General features: G+C 75.1%; 19 protein-coding genes. 10 read left to right on the forward strand and 9 right to left on the reverse strand.

Features of this window, described 5'->3' with window-relative positions:
• The first annotated feature begins 79 nt into the window (after nt 1–79).
• The 3 genes from AC1050_RS17100 to AC1050_RS17110 are packed head-to-tail and all read left to right on the forward strand — an operon-like array spanning nt 80 to nt 3,946.
• On the forward strand, nt 80–1,189 hold the full coding sequence (locus AC1050_RS17100; RefSeq protein WP_482388608.1) for a thiamine ABC transporter substrate-binding protein: 1,110 nt from the start codon (nt 80–82) through the stop codon (nt 1,187–1,189).
• 10 nt (nt 1,190–1,199) lie between these two features.
• Nucleotides 1,200–2,951 carry an ABC transporter permease gene (locus tag AC1050_RS17105; protein ID WP_482388609.1) on the forward strand — a complete coding sequence of 584 codons (1,752 nt, stop codon included), beginning with the start codon at nt 1,200–1,202 and terminating at the stop codon, nt 2,949–2,951.
• Entirely contained in the window at nt 2,948–3,946 is a 999-nt protein-coding gene (locus AC1050_RS17110) for an ABC transporter ATP-binding protein (protein WP_482388610.1), read from the forward strand. Before AC1050_RS17105 ends, AC1050_RS17110 begins: the two co-directional genes overlap by 4 nt.
• Before the next feature lie 23 nt (nt 3,947–3,969).
• Here the strand turns inward: AC1050_RS17110 and AC1050_RS17115 are convergent, their stop codons facing one another.
• Nucleotides 3,970–5,088, reverse strand: coding sequence for a GNAT family N-acetyltransferase (locus AC1050_RS17115; protein ID WP_482388611.1), 1,119 nt, complete (start codon nt 5,086–5,088; stop codon nt 3,970–3,972).
• Nucleotides 5,089–5,209: 121 nt separating this feature from the next.
• On the opposite strand from AC1050_RS17115, the gene AC1050_RS17120 reads away from it, so the two are divergent.
• The 4 genes from AC1050_RS17120 to AC1050_RS17135 all read left to right on the forward strand — a co-directional run bounded on the left by AC1050_RS17120 (nt 5,210) and on the right by AC1050_RS17135 (nt 8,944).
• Entirely contained in the window at nt 5,210–5,860 is a 651-nt protein-coding gene (locus AC1050_RS17120) for a hypothetical protein (protein ID WP_482388612.1), read from the forward strand.
• Nucleotides 5,861–5,934: 74 nt separating this feature from the next.
• Nucleotides 5,935–7,173 carry an Nramp family divalent metal transporter gene (locus AC1050_RS17125; RefSeq protein ID WP_482388613.1) on the forward strand — a complete coding sequence of 413 codons (1,239 nt, stop codon included), beginning with the start codon at nt 5,935–5,937 and terminating at the stop codon, nt 7,171–7,173.
• 195 nt (nt 7,174–7,368) lie between these two features.
• Complete coding sequence (locus tag AC1050_RS17130; RefSeq protein ID WP_482388614.1) at nt 7,369–8,031, forward strand: TetR/AcrR family transcriptional regulator; 663 nt, start codon at nt 7,369–7,371, stop codon at nt 8,029–8,031.
• A 73-nt stretch (nt 8,032–8,104) separates the two neighbouring features.
• Entirely contained in the window at nt 8,105–8,944 is an 840-nt protein-coding gene (locus AC1050_RS17135; RefSeq protein WP_482388615.1) for a class II glutamine amidotransferase, read from the forward strand.
• 24 nt (nt 8,945–8,968) lie between these two features.
• Here AC1050_RS17135 and AC1050_RS17140 read toward each other — a convergent pair whose 3' ends face one another.
• From AC1050_RS17140 to AC1050_RS17165, 6 genes are all read right to left on the reverse strand, one after another.
• Nucleotides 8,969–9,736, reverse strand: a complete 768-nt coding sequence (locus AC1050_RS17140) for an ABC transporter permease (protein WP_482388616.1) — start codon at nt 9,734–9,736, stop codon at nt 8,969–8,971.
• The gene (locus tag AC1050_RS17145; RefSeq protein ID WP_482388617.1) at nt 9,733–10,521 is read right to left on the reverse strand and encodes an ABC transporter ATP-binding protein; all 789 of its coding nucleotides are present in this window, start codon (nt 10,519–10,521) and stop codon (nt 9,733–9,735) included. Before AC1050_RS17145 ends, AC1050_RS17140 begins: the two co-directional genes overlap by 4 nt.
• Complete coding sequence (locus AC1050_RS17150) at nt 10,518–10,886, reverse strand: DUF1048 domain-containing protein (protein WP_482388618.1); 369 nt, start codon at nt 10,884–10,886, stop codon at nt 10,518–10,520. The genes AC1050_RS17145 and AC1050_RS17150 overlap by 4 nt, the downstream gene beginning before the upstream one ends.
• 1 nt (nt 10,887) lies before the next feature.
• Nucleotides 10,888–11,292, reverse strand: a complete 405-nt coding sequence (locus AC1050_RS17155) for a PadR family transcriptional regulator (protein WP_482388619.1) — start codon at nt 11,290–11,292, stop codon at nt 10,888–10,890.
• A gap of 192 nt (nt 11,293–11,484) precedes the next feature.
• On the reverse strand, nt 11,485–13,005 hold the full coding sequence (locus AC1050_RS17160; protein ID WP_482388620.1) for an SDR family NAD(P)-dependent oxidoreductase: 1,521 nt from the start codon (nt 13,003–13,005) through the stop codon (nt 11,485–11,487).
• A gap of 117 nt (nt 13,006–13,122) precedes the next feature.
• A complete protein-coding gene (locus AC1050_RS17165; protein WP_482388621.1) occupies nt 13,123–13,503 on the reverse strand; it encodes an HNH endonuclease in 381 nt (126 codons plus the stop codon).
• Nucleotides 13,504–13,598: 95 nt separating this feature from the next.
• Between AC1050_RS17165 and AC1050_RS17170 the strand changes: the two genes are divergently transcribed.
• On the forward strand, nt 13,599–14,555 hold the full coding sequence (locus tag AC1050_RS17170) for a cold-shock protein (RefSeq protein WP_482388622.1): 957 nt from the start codon (nt 13,599–13,601) through the stop codon (nt 14,553–14,555).
• Nucleotides 14,556–14,565: 10 nt separating this feature from the next.
• Here the strand turns inward: AC1050_RS17170 and AC1050_RS17175 are convergent, their stop codons facing one another.
• Nucleotides 14,566–16,020, reverse strand: coding sequence for an MFS transporter (locus AC1050_RS17175; RefSeq protein ID WP_482388623.1), 1,455 nt, complete (start codon nt 16,018–16,020; stop codon nt 14,566–14,568).
• Between the two features lie 79 nt (nt 16,021–16,099).
• Here AC1050_RS17175 and AC1050_RS17180 point away from each other — a divergent pair, with 79 nt between their 5' ends.
• Together AC1050_RS17180 and AC1050_RS17185 are read left to right on the forward strand one after the other, a co-directional pair.
• The gene (locus AC1050_RS17180) at nt 16,100–16,861 is read left to right on the forward strand and encodes a TetR/AcrR family transcriptional regulator (protein ID WP_482388624.1); all 762 of its coding nucleotides are present in this window, start codon (nt 16,100–16,102) and stop codon (nt 16,859–16,861) included.
• Between the two features lie 137 nt (nt 16,862–16,998).
• Nucleotides 16,999–17,868, forward strand: a complete 870-nt coding sequence (locus tag AC1050_RS17185) for an AraC family transcriptional regulator (protein WP_482388625.1) — start codon at nt 16,999–17,001, stop codon at nt 17,866–17,868.
• Between the two features lie 4 nt (nt 17,869–17,872).
• On the opposite strand, the gene AC1050_RS17190 is transcribed toward AC1050_RS17185, so the two are convergent.
• Complete coding sequence (locus AC1050_RS17190; RefSeq protein ID WP_482388626.1) at nt 17,873–18,823, reverse strand: SDR family oxidoreductase; 951 nt, start codon at nt 18,821–18,823, stop codon at nt 17,873–17,875.
• Nucleotides 18,824–18,845: the final 22 nt, after the last annotated feature.

Consider the following 18,845-nt stretch of genomic DNA (forward strand, 5'->3'; position numbering starts at 1 on the left):
CCCCGTGCCGTCGTGCACCGCTCGCGCGGGCGCGCCGGTGCGGAGCGACCCCCTCGGTGCCCATCGAGGAGGAACCACCATGGCGCGCACGCGCGCACACCGCCGGGCGTCCCGGCTCCCCGCCCCCGCGGGGCTGGCCGGGCTCGCCGCCACGGCCCTGGCCCTGTCCGCCTGCTCCGTCGCGGGGTCGTCCGGCTCGGCGTCGACCGCGGACCCCGCCGGGTCCGGCAGCGGCACCGTCACGCTGGTCACGCACGACTCGTTCCACGTGAGCGACGGGCTGCTGGAGCAGTTCGAGGAGGAGACCGGGCTGACGGTCACCCAGGTCGCGCCCGGTGACGGCGGGGCCCTGGTCAACCAGCTGATCCTGACCAAGGACGCGCCCCTGGGCGACGTCGTCTACGGGATCGACAACACCTTCGCCTCGCGGGCGATCGACGAGGGCGTGCTGGAGCCGTACGAGTCGCAGGTCCCCGCGGCCGCCGACGCCGCCCGGTACGCGCCCGACGGCTCGGGCTCGCTGACCGCGATCGACATGGGCGACGTCTGCCTGAACGTCGACCACGCCTGGTTCGCCGCGCAGGGCATCCCGGAGCCGGCCACGCTCGAGGACCTGACCGACCCGCGGTACGCGGACCTCACGGTGGTCACCAACGCCGCGACCAGCAGCCCGGGCCTGGCGTTCCTGCTCGCGACCGTGGGCGCGTTCGGCGAGGACGGCTGGCAGCAGTACTGGGCCGACCTGCAGGCGAACGGGCTGAAGGTCGCCGAGGGCTGGTCCGACGCCTACTACACCGACTTCTCCGGCGGCGGCGGGGGCGGCCCGAGGCCGATCGCGCTGTCCTACGCGTCGTCCCCGCCCGAGACCGTCCCCGAGGGCGGCGGCGAGCCGACCACCGGCGCGCTGCTGGACACGTGCTTCCGGCAGGTCGAGTACGCCGGCGTGCTGGCCGGCGCGCAGAACCCCGAGGGCGCGCAGCAGCTGGTCGACTGGCTGCTGTCCGACGAGGTGCAGGCCGACATCCCCGGCTCGATGTACATGTACCCGGTCAGCTCGGCCGTGGACCTGCCGGAGTCCTGGGCGCAGTGGGCGCCGCTCGCAGAGCAGCCGTTCGAGGTCCCGCTGGACGACATCGCCGCGCACCGCGACGACTGGGTCCGGGAGTGGACCGACCTGGTGACGGGCTGAGCACGCCCCGATGAGCACCACCACGCGGCCGTCCCCGGCCGGCACCCGCCGGCCGGGGGCGCCCGCGCGCCCGGGACCGGACCGGCCGCCGCTGCGGCCGCCCGCGCGGGCGTGGGCCGTCGGCCGGGGTGCCGCCTGGGCGGTCGCCGCCGCGGTGCCGCTGGTGTTCCTCGGCGTGTTCTTCGCGTGGCCGGTGCTGGCGCTGGTCGGGCGCGGGTTCGTGCCCGACGGTGCGCTCGACCTGTCGGGCTTCACCGAGGTGTTCGCCCGGCCCCGCACCTGGCGGATCATCGGGCTGACCCTGGCGCAGGGTGCCATCGGCACGGTGCTCGCCGTGCTGCTGGGCGTCCCCGGCGCCTACGTGCTGTACCGGTGCCGGTTCCCCGGGCGGGGCGCGCTCCGGGCGTTCGTCACCGTGCCGTTCGTGCTCCCGACCGTCGTCGTCGGCGTCGCGTTCCGGGCGCTGCTGCGGGAGAACGGGCCGCTGGGGTTCCTGCAGCTGGACGGCACGTTCACCGCGATCATCGCGGCGCTGGTGTTCTTCAACTACGCCGTCGTGGTCCGCACGGTCGGCGGCATGTGGGAGCGGCTCGACCCGCGGCCGGAGCAGGCCGCGCGGTCGCTCGGCGCGTCGCCCGCCCGGGCCTTCCGGACCGTCACCCTGCCCGCGCTGACCCCGGCCATCACGTCCGCCGCGTCGCTGGTGTTCCTGTTCTGCGCGACGGCGTTCGGCACGGTGCTGGTGCTCGGCGGGATGCGGTTCGGGACGGTGGAGACCGAGATCTGGATCCAGACGACGCAGTTCCTGGACCTGCGGGCCGCCGCGGTGCTCTCGGTGGTGCAGGTGGTGGTCGTCGCCGGCGCGCTGGCCGTCGCGGCGCGGGCGCGGTCGCGCCGGGAGCGCGCGCTGTCCCTGGTCGACACCGCCGTCGCCGCGACCGGCCGCCCGCACCCGCTGCCCGCCGCGGTGACCGCCGTGGTGCTGGTCCTGCTGGCGCTGCCGCTCGGCACGCTGGTGGCGGGCTCCCTGCGGACCGGCGACGGGTGGGGCCTCGGCCACTACCGGGCGCTCGGCACCACCGGCGGGCGCAACGCGCTGACGGTGACGGTGTGGGAGGCGCTGGGCAACTCGCTCCGGATCGCCGTCGACGCGACCGTGCTGGCGCTGGTCGTCGGCTGCCTGGTCGCCCTCGTGGTGTCCCGGCGCCCCCGGGTCCCCGCGGCCCGGCGCGCGGTCGGGGTGCTCGACGGCGTGTTCATGCTGCCGCTCGGCGTCTCCGCGGTGACCGTCGGGTTCGGCGCGCTGCTGACGCTCGGGCACCCGTTCGGCATCGCGACCGACCTGCGCAGCACCGGGGTGCTGGTGCCGGTGGTGCAGGCGGTCGTCGCCGTGCCGCTGGTGGTGCGGACCGTGCTGCCGGTGCTGCGGGCCGTCGACCCCCGGCTGCGCGAGGCCGCGGGCACCCTGGGCGCCGGGCCGGGCCGGGTGCTGCTCGGCGTCGACGGCGCGCTGGCTGCGCGGTCCGTCGGGCTCGCGATCGGGTTCGCGTTCGCGGTGTCGCTGGGCGAGTTCGGCGCCACGGCGTTCCTCGCCCGTCCCGACAGCCCGACGCTGCCCGTCGTGATCTTCCGGCTGATCGGGCAGCCGGGTGCCGACAACTACGGGATGGCGCTGGCCGCCAGCGTGGTGCTCGCCGCGCTGACCGCCGGCGTGATGGCCCTCGCGGAGCGTCTGCGCGGGCCGGTGGGAGGAGAGCTGTGACCGACGACGGGCTGGGCGTGCGGGACCTGGTGGTCCGCTACCGGGGCACCGGGCGCGGTGCGGGCGAGGTCACCGCCGTGGCCGGGGTGTCCCTCGACGTGCCCGCCGGCCAGGTGCTCGGGCTGCTCGGGCCGTCCGGCTGCGGCAAGTCCTCGCTGCTGCGCGCCGTCGCCGGGCTGGAGCCGCCGGCGGCCGGCTCGGTGACCTGGGACGGCACGGACCTGACCCGGGTGCCCGTGCACCGGCGGGGGTTCGGGCTGGTGTTCCAGGACGGCCAGCTGTTCCCGCACCACGACGTCGCCGGCAACGTGGCGTACGGGCTGCGCGCGCTCGACCGCGCCGCGCGCGCGGACCGGGTCGCCGAGCTGCTGGCCCTGGTCGGCCTGCCGGGGTACGCGGCGCGGCCGGTCGCCACGTTGTCCGGCGGTGAGCGGCAGCGGGTCGCGCTCGCCCGGTCGCTGGCGCCCCGTCCCCGGCTGCTCCTGCTGGACGAGCCGCTGTCCGCCCTGGACCGGTCGCTGCGCGAGCGGCTCGCCGACGACCTCCGGCACGCCCTGGTCGCCACCGGCACCACCGCCGTGTTCGTCACGCACGACCAGGACGAGGCGTTCACCGTCGCCGACCGGGTCGCCGTGATGTCCGCCGGTCGGCTGCTGCAGCTGGACGCCCCCGAGGCGCTGTGGCGGCGGCCGGCGTCGCGCGAGGTGGCGGAGTTCCTCGGCTACCGGACGTTCCTGGACGGCGCGCCGCTGGCCGTGGCGCCGGGTGGCTGGCGTGTGCTGGCGCCCGACGACGAGGGCGCCGCGACGCCCGTGCGGTCCGCGCTGGTCACCGGGCGACGCACGCGGCGCGGTCGCGTCGAGCTGGTCGCCCTGCTCGACGGCGAGGACGTGCCCGTCACCGCGGCGCTGCCGCCCACCGGCGACGTGCCGGCCGCGGGGGAGCGGGTCCGGGTGGCCGCCGACGAGGGCGCGGTCGCGGTCGTCGGCGGCTGAGGTCCGCCGCGGGCCCGCGTGGCTCAGGTCAGGCGGAGCTGCCACCCGCCGCACCCGCCCGCGGGCCGGAAGCCCAGCGCCACGTTGATCGCCAGCATGTGCGCGTTCTCCTCGGCGTTCCAGGTGACGATCCGGCGGGCCGCGGGCTGCACCTCGGCCAGCCGCGCCAGGTTGGCCGTCTTCACCAGCATCCCCAGCCGCCGGCCGCGGTGCTCGCGCAGCACCAGCGTGTCGTCCTGGTAGAGGAGCTCCTCGGTGTCCGGGCGGCTGAGCAGCACCGAGAACGCCGCCAGCACGCCCGTCGGCCGGTGCAGCGCCGCGGAGACGCGGTAGGTCATCTCCCGCTCGACGAACGCCTGCTCGGCGGTGCGGATGCGCGCGGCGTCCCAGACGTCCTCGCGCAGGTCCAGCCCGCCCGACGGGGCGTCGGTGCTCATCCGGGTCTGCAGCAGCGCGTACTGGTCGACCAGCTCCTCGGGGCAGCGCCGGTCCCACTGCACCACCTCGTAGTCCGGCCCGGCCACGGCCCGGGCGGCGTCGGCGTGCCGGGCCAGCGCGCCCGCGGGCAGCGGCACCGGCAGCAGCGACCGGCGCTCCACCTGCTCCAGGTCCCAGCCCCGCCGCACCAGGAACCGGACGCCCGCGTCGTCCGCCCGCACGCGGCCCGAACCGGTGCTGGGGACCAGCGTTCCGGGGCCGGCCTCGGGCTCGGTGCGCTGGTCCGTCGCGCCGGTGAGCATCGTGCGGCCCTGCTCCCGCGCGGTGCGCAGCGCCAGGTCGTGCAGCGCGGTGCCGATCCCGCGGCCGCGGTGCTCGGGCCGCACGCCGACGTCCGCGTCGCCGGTGTGCGTGTTGTCCTGCCGCGGCAGGTCGAGCAGCAGGTAGCCCAGCACCCGCGCGGGGTCCGCGGGCCCGGCGTCGACGGGGCCGTCCAGCGCGACGTACCGCAGCTTCGCGGTGTACTCCTGGTGCTGCAGGCCCCGCAGCGTCTCCCCGGGCAGCCGGGCCTCGTCGAGGGTGCCCCACTCGTCCAGCAGCACCGCGTTCCACGCGTCGACGAAGCCGTGCAGCAGCCACGCGTCCGGCGCGTCGAGCGCGTCGGGCACGGGGAGCGGGACCAGGTGCGGCTGCGTGGCGATCATGCGGCCATCGTCCCGCCGTGCCGCGCGCCGGTCGACGGGTTTTGCCGCCCGGGAGGTCGCGCGCGGTTGTCGGAGTCGCGCTACCGATTGCGCGGCGGCCCGCGGGCGGTACGGTCACGCCATGCTGGTGCTGGAGATCATCGGGTGGGTCGGGTCGGCGCTCGTCGTCGTGTCGCTGATGCAGGCGCGCGTGCTGCGGTTCCGCTGGATGAACCTGGCCGGGTCCGTCATCGCGACCGCCTACAACGCGGTCGTCGGGATCTGGCCGTTCGCGGTGATGAACGGGGTGATCGCGATCATCGACGTCTACTGGCTGGTGCGGCTGCAGCGCGAGCGCCACGACGCCGACGTGTACGAGGTGGTCCCGGTGGGCGCCGACGACCACTACCTGCGGCACGTCCTGGGCGTGCACGCGGACGACATCGCCCGGTACTACCCGTCGTTCGTGCTGCCCGGGGCCGGCGCCCCGGCCGACGCGCCGGCCCGGTGGGCCTACCTGGTGCTGCGCGGCGACGAGACGGTCGGCGTGGTCGTCGTGCGGGACGTGGGCGACGCGGTCGGCGAGGTCGAGCTGGACTACGTGACGCCGCGGTTCCGGGACTTCACGCCCGGCGAGTTCGTCTACCGCCGCAGCGGGGTGTTCGCGGGCACCGGGCTGCGGGCGCTGGTGGTGGCCGACGACGCCCGGGACACCGGGGACTACCTCGAGCGGGTCGGGTTCGAGCAGGTCGGGGGACGCTGGCGCCGCGACGTGCGGCCCGCCGCGGCCTGACACCCGTCGTCGCTGGCTGGCGTCGGCGGCAGCGGTGCCTACACTGAGTTCGGACATCCGAACTTGGAGGTACGGTGACCACGACAGCCGATCGCCGCGCGGTCTCGCGCGGCCGGGTGCTGCCCCTGCTCGGCCCCGCCTTCGTGGCGGCGATCGCCTACGTGGACCCGGGCAACGTCGCGGCCAACCTGACCGCCGGCGCCCGGTACGGGTACCTGCTGCTCTGGGTGCTCGTCGCCGCGAACGCGATGGCGGTGCTGGTCCAGTACCAGTCGGCCAAGCTCGGCATCGTCACCGGCGACTCCCTGCCCGGGGTGCTCGGCGCGCGGCTGCGCAAGGGCCCCCGGCTCGCGTTCTGGGCGCAGGCCGAGGTGGTCGCGGCCGCCACCGACATCGCGGAGGTCGTCGGCGGCGCCATCGCGCTGAACCTGCTGTTCGGGCTGCCGCTGGTGCTGGGCGGCCTGGTGGTGGGCGGCGTGTCCATGCTGCTGCTCGCCACGCAGGACCGGTACGGCCAGCGGCGGTTCGAGACGCTGGTGATCGGGCTGCTGCTGGTGATCGTCGTCGGGTTCCTGCTCGGGCTGGTCGTCGGGCCGCCCGACCCCGCCGCGATGCTCGGCGGCCTCGTGCCGCGGTTCGCCGGGACGGACTCCGTGCTGCTCGCCGCGTCGATGCTCGGTGCGACCGTCATGCCGCACGCCATCTACGTGCACTCCGCGCTCAGCCGGGACCGGTTCGGCCGGGTGACCGACGACGAGGGCCGCCGCGGCCTGCTGCGTGCCACGCGCTGGGACGTCGGCGCGGCGCTCACGCTGGCCGGCACGGTCAACATCGGCCTGCTGCTGCTCGCGGCCGCCAACCTGCGCGGCGTGGAGGGCACCGACACCATCGAGGGCGCGCACGCCGCGATCAGCTCGGCCCTCGGGCCCGTCGTGGGCGTCGTGTTCGCGATCGGGCTGCTGGCCTCGGGCCTCGCGTCCACCTCGGTCGGCTGCTACGCCGGCGCGGCCGTGATGGAGGGGCTGATCCACCGCCGGATCCCGCTGCTGCTGCGGCGCGCGATCACGCTGGTCCCGGCGCTCGCGCTGCTCGGCGTGGGTGCCGACCCGACGTGGACGCTCGTGGTCAGCCAGGTGGTGCTGAGCTTCGGCATCCCGTTCGCCGCGATCCCGCTGGTGAAGCTCAACCGGGACCGCGCGCTGATGGGCGAGTTCGCCAACGGCCCGCGCCTGCAGGGCGCCCTGGTGGTCGTGGTCGTCCTGGTCGTGGCCCTGAACCTCGCCCTCCTGGTCCTCCTGGCCACGGGCGCGTGACCGGCTTCCGGTAGCCCCGCTACCAAAACCGCCCCGTACCCAGCCCACTCGCACCCGTGCGTGCTCGCCGAGCGGGCAGCAGGCGTCGCCTCGCGGGCGCCGGAAGCCGCATCGAGTGCCCGCTCGGCGGGCGTGCCGCGGGAAGTGGGAGTGGCGCTACGAGAAGGAATTCGTAGTTCTGCTACCGTTGCGGGCGTGAGCAGCGGGGATGCCGTCGGCGACGGGCGGGCGCGGCGGTCGGCCGCGACGCGCGCGAGGATCGCCGCGGCCGCGACCACGCTGTTCGTCGAGCAGGGCTACGCCACCACGTCCATCACGGCCGTCGCCCGCGCCGCCGGCGTCGGGGTGCAGACCGTGTACTACTCCTACCCCAGCAAGGCCGACATCCTGGTCGGCTGCCTGGACCACGCCGTCGACGGGGCCGACCACCGCGACGCCGACCCGGACCTCGCCGCCCAGCCCTGGGTGCGCGCGGTCGCCGCCGAGCCCGACCCCGCGCGCCGCGTCTTCCTGCACGTCCGCGGGTCCGCCGAGCTGATGGGCCGCGCGGGCGCCGTGCTCGACCTGGTCCGGCTCGGCGCCGCGGGGGAGCCCGTCCTGCAGCAGGCGGCCGCCCGGGACGAGCAGCGGCGCCGCGCGGTGCACCGGGTGCTCGTCGACGCCTGCGCCCGCGACGGCGTGCTCCGTGCGGGCCTGGACGCCGGCCAGGCGACCGACCTGGTCACCCTGGTGCTCGGTCCGGAGACGTGGAACGCCCTCGTCCGGCGCGGCGGGTGGAGCGCCCTGGCGTGGGTGCGGTGGGCGCACCGGACGCTGCTCGCCGACCTGGTGCCGTCCCGCTGGGAGGCGGACGCGTAGCCGCTGCGAGGCCCGGGTGCACAGTGGCTCGTGGAGGGCCCGCGCCCGCGGGTCCACGCCCCAGGAGGCCGCCATGTGCCGTTGGATCGCCTACACCGGGTCGCCGGTGACGCTCGACGAGCTGCTCTACAAGCCCGCCAACTCCCTGGTCATGCAGAGCCAGAAGAGCAGGCTGGGGGTCGAGCCGACCAACGGTGACGGCTTCGGCGTCGGCTGGTACGACGAGCACTCGCCGATCCCGGGGGTGTTCCGCAGCACCGAGCCGGCGTGGAGCGACCGGAACCTGCGCGAGCTCGCGGCGCACATCCGGTCCGGGGTGGTGCTGGCGCACGTCCGGGCGACCACGGGCACGCCCGTGCAGCAGACCAACTGCCACCCGTTCCGGCACGGCCAGTGGTTGTTCGTGCACAACGGGGCCATCAACGGGTTCAGCACGCTCAAGCGGGACCTCCAGCTGGCGGTCGACCCGACGCTGTACCCGCTGATCGAGGGGTCGACCGACTCGGAGACGCTGTTCTTCCTGGCGCTGACGTTCGGGCTGGCCGACGACCCGCCCGCCGCGATCGCCGCGGCCATCGGGTTCGTCGAGGACGTGGCCCGCTCGCACGGCGTGCCATTCCCGATGCAGGGGACGGTCGCCACGACGGACGGCCAGCGGCTGTGGGCGTTCCGGTACTCGTCCGAGGGGCGGTCGCGGTCGCTGTTCCGGAACCGCGACGTCGCGGTGCTGCGCGCCCAGTACCCGGACAACCCGGTGCTGCACGGGCTGTCGGACGACACGCGGCTGGTGGTGTCCGAGCCGCTCGGCGACCTGCGCGGCGCGTGGCTCGAGGTGCCGGAGAGCTCGTACCTGGTGGTCGCCGGCGGTCAGGAGGAGATCGTGCCGTTCGCCCCGGTGCTGTCGGCGGCCTGAGCCGTCACGCGCGGGCGGGCCGGCTCAGCCGACCTTGCGCCGGTAGGCCCGGACCGCCAGCGCGTACGCCAGCGCCAGGATCCCCACCAGCCACGCCAGCGCGATCCACAGGTCGCCGCCGACGGGCTCCTGCTCGAACAGCGCGCGGATCGAGTCGACCACGGCCGTCACCGGCTGGTGCTCGGCGAACCACGCGACCGCGGTCGGCATCGACTCCGTCGGCACGAACGCCGAGCTGATGAACGGCAGGAAGATCAGCGGGTAGGAGAACCCGCTCGCCCCGTCCACCGTCTTGGCCGACAGCCCGGCGAGCACGGCGATCCAGGTCAGCGTCAGCGTGAACAGGACCAGGATCCCGGCGACGCCGAGCCAGGCGAGGACCGACGTCCCCGTGCGGAACCCCATGAGCAGCGCGATCCCGACGACCAGGACCACCGAGGTCAGGTTCGCCGCCATCGAGGTCAGCACGTGCGCCCACAGGACGCTCGGCCGGGCGATCGGCATGGACTGGAAGCGCTCGACGATGCCGCCCTGCAGGTCCAGGAACAGCCGGTACGCCGTGTACGCGACGCCCGACGCGATGGTGATGAGCAGGATGCCGGGCAGCAGGTAGTCGACGTACGACGCGGTGGAGCCGCCGTGGATCGCGCCGCCGAACACGTAGACGAACAGGAGCATGAGGGCGACCGGGGTGACCACGGTCGTGATGATCGTGTCGGGGCTGCGCAGGATGTGCCGCAGCGACCGGTCGGTGAGGGCGACGGTGTCGCCGATGACGTGGGCGGTGCTCATCGCGGGTCCTTCCCGGCCGGCTGGTCGCCGGTCCCGACGAGGGCGAGGAAGACGTCCTCGAGCGTGGGCTGCTTCTCGACGTACTCGACCCGCGCGGGCGGGAGGAGCCGCTTGAGCTCGGCGAGCGTGCCGTCCTGGATGATCGTCCCCTCGTGCAGGATGGCGATCCGGTCGGCGAGGCGCTCCGCCTCGTCCAGGTACTGCGTGGTGAGCAGCACGGTCGTGCCGGCGGTCGCGAGCTCCTCGACGGTCCGCCAGACCTCGTTGCGGGCCTGCGGGTCGAGGCCCGTGGTCGGCTCGTCGAGGAAGATGACCGGCGGGTCGCCGATCAGGCTCATGGCGATGTCGAGCCGGCGCCGCATGCCGCCGGAGTAGGTCGACGCCCGCCGCCCGCCGGCCTCCGTGAGGGAGAACCGGTCGAGCAGGCGGTCGGCGACCGCACCGGGGTCGGGCAGGTGGCGGAGCCGCGCCACCAGCGCGAGGTTCTCCCGCCCGGTGAGCATCCCGTCGACGGCAGCGAACTGGCCGGTGAGGCTGATCGACTCCCGGACGTCGGCCGCCGCGGTGACGACGTCGAACCCGTGGACCGTGGCGGTGCCCGAGTCCGGCTTGAGGAGCGTGGACAGGATGCGGATCAGCGTCGTCTTGCCCGCCCCGTTGGAGCCGAGCAGCGCGACGATGGTCCCCGGCGCCACCTCGAGGTGGACGCCCCGCAGCACGCGCAGGTCGCCGAACGACTTCTCGACGCCGCGGACGGCGACGGCCGGCGCGGTCCCGGCGCTCACCGGGGGTCTCCCTGCTCCGCGTCCTCGATCGCCTGCGTCAGGCGCGAGCGCTCCTTGTCGATCCACCGCTCGCCGACGTACGCCTGGCCGAACGTCTCGGCGAAGTCGACCGGGTCGTCGCCCACGACGTCCCGGACCGGGGTGCCGTCGGCGGCCGCGCGCTCCCAGAGGTCGGCGAGGTCGGTGAACATGGTGATCATCGCCTCGCCGCCGGTGACGCCGCCCGAGTACAGGAGGTACCGGTGCGTGGCCTTGGCGGCGGTGCGGTACGGGGCCGGGAGCGCGTCGATGCGCGCCACGGCCTGCTTGTACTGCTTCTTCTGCTCGAGCGAGCCCGTCAGGGCCTCGATCCACTTCGCGACCATGTCAGTCGTCCCCTTCGGTGCTGTCGGTGGTGCTGCGGGTGGTACCGGTGTCGGTGCTGGTGGAGCCGGTCGTGCTGTCGGTGCGCGCGGGGCGGAGGTGCTCGATCCGCGCCACGAGGAACGCCCAGGTGGCCCAGAACTCGCCGAGCTGGGTGCGGCCCGCGTCGTTGAGCGCGTAGACCTTGCGCGGCGGGCCCTTCTCGGACGGCACCTTGGTGACGTCCACGAACCCGCGCTGCTCGATGCGGACCAGGAGGGCGTAGACGGTGCCCTCCGCGAGGTCGGTGAACCCCTCGTCCCGCAGCTGCGCCGTGATCTCGTAGCCGTAGGCCGGGCGGGCCTCGAGGATCGCGAGGACGATCCCCTCGAGCGTGCCCTTGAGCATCTCGGTCATCTGGCTGGCCATCGGGGCCTCCTGTACTCGGTGTCGCTGACTACCGGTACAACGTAACGCTAGGTACCGGTACTTGGCAACACTGATTACCGGGCCAGTGCCGTCCGCGCCGGTGGACGGGACGTGGGTGGACGAGACACGCCCGGGGCGCCCTCGTCGAGGGCACCCCGGGCGTGTCTCAGGCGCTCCGGCGAGCGGGCGCGCTCACCACTGCGAGCGGGCGTAGTCCTTGAGGAAGCAGCCGTACATGTCCTCGCCGGCCTCGCCGCGGACGATGGGGTCGTAGACCCGCGCCGCCCCGTCGACGAGGTCGAGCGGGGCGTGGAAGCCCTCCTCGGCGAGCCGCACCTTGGTGGGGTGCGGCCGCTCGTCGGTGATCCAGCCGGTGTCGACCGCCGTCATCAGGATGCCGTCGGCCAGCATCTCCGTCGCGCTGGTGCGGGTCAGCATGTTGAGCGCGGCCTTGCTCATGTTGGTGTGCGGGTGCCCGGGGCCCTTGTAGCCGCGGGAGAACACGCCCTCCATCGCGGAGACGTTGACGATGTACGTCCGGCGCGCGGGCGACGCGGCCAGCGCCGGGCGCAGCCGGCTGACCAGGATGAACGGCGCGGTCTGGTTGCACAGCTGCACCTCGAGCAGCTCCATCGGGTCGACCTCGTCGACCGTCGCGACCCAGCTGTTCGTCTCGGCGACGTCCGGGACGAGCCCGCCGGCGTCGATCGACGTGCCCGCGACCAGCCGCTCCAGGCTGGCGGCCTCGGCCGTGAGGGACTGCGCGACGAGCTCGTCGGCGTCCCGGGCGGCGCGCTCGATGGCCAGCGCGGGGCTGGTCAGGTCGCTCACCGAGCCGGCCAGCGCGCGGGGGTGGGCGTCGCTGGTGCGCCCGAACGTGGTGATCATCCGCGCGGCGTCGTCGGCGAGCGGTGCCAGCTCCGCCTCGGCGATCCGGGAGTACGCGCCCGGCGACCGGCGGACCGTCTGCGCGGCGTTGTTGATCAGGATGTCGAGGGGGCCCTGCGCGGCGACGTGGTCGGCGAGCGACACCACCTGGGCGGGGTCGCGCAGGTCGATCCCGACGACGTGCAGGCGGTGCAGCCAGTCGGCCGCGTCGTCCATCGCGCTGAACCGCCGGACCGCGTCCTTCGGGAACCGCGTCGTGATGGTCAGGTCGGCGCCGTCCCGCAGCAGCCGCAGCGCGATGTACATGCCGATCTTCGCGCGGCCGCCGGTCAGCAGCGCGCGGCGGCCGGTCAGGTCCGTGCGGGCGTCGCGCTTGGCGTGGTGCAGCGCCGCGCACTCCGGGCAGAGCTGGTGGTAGAACGCGTCGACGACCGTGTAGTCCTGCTTGCAGACGTAGCAGGCCCGGGCCCGCAGCAGCACGCCGGCGGTGGCGCCGGTCGCCGCGGAGGTGAGCCCCAGCCCGTTGGTCTCGTCGTCGATCCGGCCCGGGCTGCCGGTCGCCGTCGCGGCGACGACGGCGGCGTCGGCCGCGGAGATCGCGCGGCGCTTCTCGGTGCGGCGGTGCTTCTTGGCGGCCTTGAACAGGCCGGAGGCGGCACGGCGCGCGGCGGAGTGCTGCGCGTGCGTCTGCGGCAGGGCGGCGACCTGGTCCGCGACCCGCAGGAACGTCGCGAAGTCGGCGGGGTCGACACCGGGCAGGTCGAGCTGCTCGGGGTCCGTGCCGTCGCCGGCCTCGCTCGCGGGCGTGGTCGTCTGCGCGCTCATGCGCCGTCCGTCCTGGGGTGGGAGAGGGCCGTCGCGGTGTGCCGCGGGCCCGGAGAATCGTACGCGGGCGGCGCGCCGGGGCCGAGGGTGCGACTGGTCACACCCGCTCGTCGCGCGTCAGGCGACGTCGGGGTCGGCCGGCAGCAGCGCGCGCACGATCGTCGCCTGCCGGACCAGGAACGCGCGCTCGTCCAGCTTCTTGCGCCGGAGCCACCCGGTGACCTCGTCGTTGTGCTTGCTCGCGTTGCAGGACGCGCAGGCCGGGACCACGTTCGCCAGCGTGTACCGGCCGCCGCGCGAGATCGCCAGGACGCAGTCGCGCTGCAGCGGGACCCCCGCCGCCCGGCAGTAGGCGCAGCCGGCCCACTCCTCGACCAGCGCGTCCCACTGCGACGCCGTCAGGTCGTTGTCCGCGAGCGCGACCCGGCGGCGGCGCCGCTTGGCGTAGCGGGCCCGGGCCGTCGTCGCGGCGGCGGAGGTCGTGCGGCGTGGGACCACGCGCCGACGGTACCGCCCGGGCGCCGGAGGCGGTGCCCGCGACCCGCGTCGGGGACACTGGGGGCAGCAGCCGCCGTCAACACGAGGAGTCCACCGTGCCCCAGGGAACCGTCCGCTGGTTCGACGCCGAGCGGGGGTTCGGCTTCCTCGCCCTCGGCGACGACGCCGAGGACCTGTTCGTCCACGCGTCCGAGATCGTCGGCAACGACGACGGGACGCGGTCGCTCCGCGAGGGGCAGGAGGTCGAGTTCGAGGTCGGCGAGGGGGACCGCGGCCCGCAGGCCCGCCGCGTCCGGGTCACGGGTGACCTCCCGGCGGACGCCACCCTCGGCGTGCTCGGCACCGTCGCCTGGTACGAGCCGGCCAAGGGCTACGGCTTCGCGACGGTCGACGGCAGCGACGCCGAGATCTTCGTGCACAGCTCCGCCATCGTGGGCGGCGGCGTGATCACCGAGGGGCAGCGGGTCGCGTTCCTGGTCGTCGAGGGGGAGAAGGGGCCGCAGGCCGACCACCTGCTGCCGCTCGGCGCCGACGCCGGTGCCGGCCCGCGCCAGGAGGCCGCGCGACCCGACGGCGCCGACGGCACGGTGACCTGGTACGACGCCGGCAAGGGGTTCGGCTTCATCACCCCCGACTCCGGGGACCAGGACGTCTTCGTGCACGCCCGGTCGCTGTCCGGGGACGTCGGCGAGCTGACCGAGGGCGACCGGGTGAGCTACCGCCTCTCCGAGGGCGAGAAGGGCGCGCAGGCCCAGGGCGTGCGGCTCGTGGGCGGTTCGGCGACCCGGGGCGGGCGCGCCCCGGCCGGTCGCGGCGGCCCGGGCCGCCCGTCCCCGTCCCGCGCCCCGGCGCGCGGCGGCCAGGGCACCGTCGCGCGCTACGACGCGGACCGCGGCTTCGGGTTCATCACGCCCGACGACGGCGGGCCGGACCTGTTCGTGCACGTGTCGGTCGTGCGGGACGGGACGGTGCTGTATGAGGGCGACCGGGTCCGGTTCCAGGTGCGGCAGAGCGACCGGGGGCCGCAGGCCGACCGGGTCGACCTGACCTGACCGCGGCGGCTCACGGGTGCTCCTCGACCGCCCGTGAGCTGCTGAGGGACAGGGCGCCTGCGCCTGCGACCAGTCCGACCACGACGGCGAGCGTGGTGTAGACGACGCGCTCGCCGTGGAAGAACGACGCCACGAGGGCGCTGGTCCACGCGCCGTCGGGCAGGACGGTCGTGACGAGCACCGCGACGAGGGTCCCGACCAGGGCGGTCCCGACGCTCGTGCCGACCTCCTGCGCGGTGTCGTTCAGGGCGGCGCCCAGCGACGTGCGGTTCTCGGGCATCGCGCTCACGAGGGCCACGGCGCAGATGGTCATGATCGTGCGCAGGCCGAGCGTGAAGGTGACCATGAGGAGCGCGATCGCGAGGTAGCCGTGCTCGACGCCCCACGCGAGCCCGCCGAGCGACCCCGCGAGCAGCGCGGCGCCGACGAGGCAGGCGACGCGGTGGCCCCAGCGCCTCGCCATGCCCTCGGACAGCGGCGTGGCGAGGACCATCGTCGCGATCAGGGGCAGGTTGGCGAGACCGGCTCGGACGGGGCTCCAGCCGTACGCGTACTGGAAGTGCAGGATCAGGCCGAACATGACGCCGGCCATCGCGATCGAGGTGCCGACCTGCGCGAGCGCGGCGCCCCGGACGACGCCGTCCCGGAAGACGGACAGGTCGAGCATCGGGTGCGCGGTGCGGCGCTCGTGCCGGAGGAACCCGACGAGGGCGAGCGCGGCCCCGATCCCCGCCGACCAGGTCCACGCCGACGTCCAGCCGTGCTCGACGCCGCTGGTGGCGGTCCAGCAGGCGAGGCCGATGGTGGCGATGCTCAGCACCGAGCCGGGCAGGTCGAGGCGGTCGCGCGTCAGGCCCGCGGGGTCGTCCGGAGCGACGCCCGCCCGCACGCCGATCCACGCCACGAGCGCGATCGGGGCGTTGACGAGGAGCAGCCACTGCCAGCCGACGTGCGCCAGCGCGGTGCCGCCGAGGACCGGCCCGAGGATGAACCCGCTCATGCCGACGACGATCATCACGGTCATCGCCCGCGCGCGCAGGGCCTGCGAGTCGAAGAGGCGGAACACCAGCGAGTTCGTGATGGGCGCCATCGCGGCGGCGGCGACGCCGAGCGCGGCGCGCAGCGCGACGAGCTCGCCCGACGTGGTGACCAGCGCGGCCAGGAGGCTCACGAGCCCGAACGCGGTGAGCCCGGAGAGCAGGACCCGGCGGCGGCCGAGCCGGTCGGCGGCAGAGCCCGCCGTCAGCAGCAGCCCGCCGAAGGTGAGCGAGTAGGCGCCCGTGACCCACTGCAGCGCCGTGGTGCCGGCGCCGAGGTCCCGGCCGATGGTCGGCAGCGCGATCGTGAGCAGGGTGTTGTCGACCATCTCGACGAAGAAGGCGAGGCAGAGCGCGGCCATCGGGATCCACGCGGCACGGAGGGAGGGGTAGGTCCGCCGGAGCGCGGGCGCGGCAAGAGCTGACATGGAGAGTCCTCTACTAGAACAATGTTCGGTTATCGAACAGTGTTCCGTACGCTAGAACGGCGTTCGGTAGAGTGCAACCATGCGCGAGGACGAGGTCGTGGACGACGCGGCGCCGGGTGCGCCGGCGGAGGCGGGCCGTCGCCGTGGCGGTGCTCGCGCTGCGAGCGGCCGGCGGCGCTCCTCGCACTCGATGGAGGCCGTCGTCGCGGAGGCCGTGGCGCTGCTCGACGAGGCGGGGGAGTCCGGCCTGACGTTCCGCGCGCTCGCGGCTCGCCTCGGCGGCGGCGTCGGGAGCATCTACTGGTACGTGTCGAGCAAGGACGAGCTGCTCGAGCGCGCGGCGGACCACGTGCTCGCCGAGGTCCTCGCCCGGACCGCGCACCTCGGCACCGGTGACGACCCGATCGCGGAGCTGCGCGAGCTGGCGACCGAGTTCTACGCGGCGACGGTGGACCGGCCGTGGCTCGGCGCGTACTTCCTGCAGGACTCCGGCACCCAGGTCAACGGGCTGACGCTCTACGACCGGATGGGCCAGGAGCTGATGCGGCTGGACCTGACGCCGCGGCAGCGGTTCGACGGCGTGGCGGCGATCATGGCGTACGTCGTGGGCGTGGCGGCCGACCGGGGTCAGGACCCGCCGCCGGAGGTGCGCGACGGCCGGGTCGAGCGCGACGAGTTCGTCGCGACGTTCCGCGCGGGGCTCCTCGCCCTGGACGAGGTCGACTTCCCCTTCCTGCACCACGTCGCCGAGGAGTTCGCCGCGCACGACGACGCCGAGCAGTTCCGCGCGGGCCTCGACCTGCTGCTCGCCGGGATCCGGCTCCAGGCCGGAACGCCCTAGCAGGTCCGGCCGCGGGCCGCGGGCGAGCGTCGGGCGGGGCGGGAGCGCGAGGCGAGGCTCCGGCGATCGCACCGGACCGCGATGATCGGGTCCCGGGCGGCGTGGGTGCGCGAGGCTCGACGGCGGAAGGGAGCACCGTGATCGCCTCGCTCAACCGGCTCGTCGACCTGGTCGAGGACCACCTCGCCGAGGACCTCGACGTCGCCCGCCTCGCCACCGCGCTCGGCACCACCGAGCACCACCTGCGGCGCATGTTCTCGTCGTTGGCGGGGATGCCGCTGTCGGAGTACGTGCGCCGCCGGCGGATGACGGTCGCGGCCGCGGAGGTCGTCGGCGGGTCCGGGGACCTGCTGGGCATCGCGGTGCGCCACGGGTACGGCTCGGTCGAGGCGTTCGGCCGGGCGTTCCGGTCGGTGCACGGCGTCGGCCCGGGGGACGCGCGGCGTTCCGGTGGTCCCTTCCGCAGCCAGCCTCGCCTGAGGTTCCGCCTGACCGTCGAAGGAGCAGCACCCGTGGACGTCCGCATCGCCGCCCGGCCCGCCTTCCGCCTCGCGGGGCACGCCGCCCGCGTCCCCCTCGTGCACGAGGGGGTCAACCCCGCGATCCAGCAGCACGTCGCCGCGATCGCCCCCGAGGAGCACCTGCGGCTGAAGGCCCTCGGTGACGCCGAGCCGGCCGGCCTGCTCGCCGTCAGCACCGACCTGGACCCGGACCGGCGCGAGGGGTCGGAGCTGACGTACCTGCACGGCGTGGCCGTCACGGCGCAGGCCGTCGTCCCCGGGGACCTGGACGTCGTCGACGTCGACCCGGGCACCTGGGCCGTCTTCCGGGCGGAGGGCGCCTACCCGGACGCCCTGCAGGAGCTCTGGGCGGCGACGGCGACCGAGTGGTTCCCGTCGAACCCGTGGCGGCTGCGGCCCGGTCCCGAGGTGGTGGCGGTGCTCGACCGCGCGGACGACTTCAGCACCGCCACGGTCGAGCTGTGGCTCCCCGTCGAGGGCGGCTGACGGCTCACACCCCCGCGCCCAGGCCGAGCTGCACCCCCGCCAGCGCCTCGGACACCCGCCAGACGCGCTCGGCCTCCGCGGCGTCGCGCAGCGGGCGGAACAGGGCGTGCTCGGCCGGCGCCCCGCCGAGGTGGCCCGGTCCGGCGGGGCCGTAGAGCCGCCCGCCCCGTGCCTGCGGGGACGTCGCCGCGTACAGCGCGGGCAGCTGCGCGCTGTCCACCGTGCCGAGCAGGATCCCCGCGCGGGACAGCCGGCGGATCACCCCGATCTGCGGGGTGTCGCGCTCGCGGCCGAGCTCGGGCCGCGCCGAGAGCAGGCTGGTCGGGGCGACCCCGGGGTGCGACAGGTTGCTCGTGATGCCCCAGCCCTCGGCGCGGCTGCGGCGGTCGAGCTCGAGCCCGAACAGCCCGAGCGCGATCTTGGACTGGCTGTAGGCGCGGCGGCCGTCGTAGGAGGTCTCCCAGCTGACGTCGTCCCAGTGCATCGCCCCGCTCCGGGCGGCGACGCTGATCTGGGAGGTCACGCGCGCCCGGCCGGCGGACAGCAGCGGGAGCAGGTGCGCGACCAGCGCGACGTGCCCGACGTGGTTCGTGCCGAGCTGCAGCTCGAGCCCGTCGACGGTGGTCTGCCGCTCCGGCGGCGTCATGAGCCCGGCGTTGTTGACCAGCAGGTGGATCGGGTCGCCCTCGGTGCGGAGCAGCAGGCCCAGCGCGGCGACGGAGTCGAGCGACGCCAGGTCGAGGTGCCGCAGCGAGACGCGGGCGCCGGCGTACGCCCCGCGGATGCGGTCGAGCGCCGCCTCGCCCTTGGCGACGTTGCGGACGGGGAGCACGACCTCGGCTCCGGCGACGGCGAGCCGCTGCGCGATGCCGAGGCCGATGCCGTCGCTGGCTCCGGTCACGACGGCGCGCCGGCCGGTCAGGTCGGGCAGGGACAGGTGCGGGGTACGAGGCACGGTGGGGCTCCTGTGGTCGAGG

This window comes from Cellulomonas sp. NEAU-ZC6, assembly GCF_056844425.1.

Bases quoted from the DNA above. Each gene is read 5' to 3' on its own strand.
- AC1050_RS17100 (WP_482388608.1), top strand. From the start codon at position 80: ATGGCGCGCACGCGCGCACACCGCCGGGCGTCCCGGCTCCCCGCCCCC.
- AC1050_RS17105 (WP_482388609.1), top strand. From the start codon at position 1,200: ATGAGCACCACCACGCGGCCGTCCCCGGCCGGCACCCGCCGGCCGGGG.
- AC1050_RS17115 (WP_482388611.1), bottom strand. From the start codon at position 5,088: ATGATCGCCACGCAGCCGCACCTGGTCCCGCTCCCCGTGCCCGACGCG.
- AC1050_RS17120 (WP_482388612.1), top strand. From the start codon at position 5,210: ATGCTGGTGCTGGAGATCATCGGGTGGGTCGGGTCGGCGCTCGTCGTC.
- AC1050_RS17135 (WP_482388615.1), top strand. From the start codon at position 8,105: ATGTGCCGTTGGATCGCCTACACCGGGTCGCCGGTGACGCTCGACGAG.
- AC1050_RS17140 (WP_482388616.1), bottom strand. From the start codon at position 9,736: ATGAGCACCGCCCACGTCATCGGCGACACCGTCGCCCTCACCGACCGG.
- AC1050_RS17150 (WP_482388618.1), bottom strand. From the start codon at position 10,886: ATGGTCGCGAAGTGGATCGAGGCCCTGACGGGCTCGCTCGAGCAGAAG.
- AC1050_RS17155 (WP_482388619.1), bottom strand. From the start codon at position 11,292: ATGGCCAGCCAGATGACCGAGATGCTCAAGGGCACGCTCGAGGGGATC.
- AC1050_RS17160 (WP_482388620.1), bottom strand. From the start codon at position 13,005: ATGAGCGCGCAGACGACCACGCCCGCGAGCGAGGCCGGCGACGGCACG.
- AC1050_RS17175 (WP_482388623.1), bottom strand. From the start codon at position 16,020: ATGTCAGCTCTTGCCGCGCCCGCGCTCCGGCGGACCTACCCCTCCCTC.
- AC1050_RS17180 (WP_482388624.1), top strand. From the start codon at position 16,100: ATGCGCGAGGACGAGGTCGTGGACGACGCGGCGCCGGGTGCGCCGGCG.